Genomic DNA, 472 nt, shown 5'->3' on the forward strand with positions numbered 1-472 from the left:
GAGTTGATGCCGAGCGCGGCGGCGGAGGAGAAGGGCGCGGAGGCCGTGGGGGTTTTGTCGGTTCCGCTGTCGCCGGGGGTGGCGACGGCCGATCCGGTCTGGACACCGGCGACCACCATCGCGGCGGCTGCCGCGAGCGCTGCGAGCCGACGGGAGGAGCGAGTGGTGCGAGTGGTGCGGGTGGTGCGGTTCGTCAGGGAGTTGTGGGGGGTGGTGTGGAGGTTCATAGGTGTTCTCCGTTGGTCGTCCTGTGGGGGGACTACGAGCGGAGAGCGTGCCACCGAATGAGCGAAGTTGACGGTGTGCCGACAATTGCCTCACAAGTTTTTGACCAGTTCTTGTCCGACTGGGGTGCTGTGCTGTCCGGTATTCGGTGGAGTGGCGCGATTCTGACGCGCAGGGCCCAAGCGGTGGCCGTGCAGCGCCCACGCGGTGGCCGCGCAGTGCCCACGCGGTGGCCGCGCAGTGCCCG

The 472-nt window shown here is 68.6% G+C and carries 1 pseudogene; it reads right to left on the reverse strand.

From position 1 onward, the window contains the following. Positions 1–227, reverse strand: a pseudogene (locus RNB18_RS51395) (M4 family metallopeptidase); the annotation flags it as partial. Positions 228–472 lie beyond the last annotated feature (245 nt).

Source organism: Streptomyces doebereineriae, from assembly GCF_031845645.1.
Lineage (GTDB): Bacteria > Actinomycetota > Actinomycetes > Streptomycetales > Streptomycetaceae > Streptomyces > Streptomyces canus.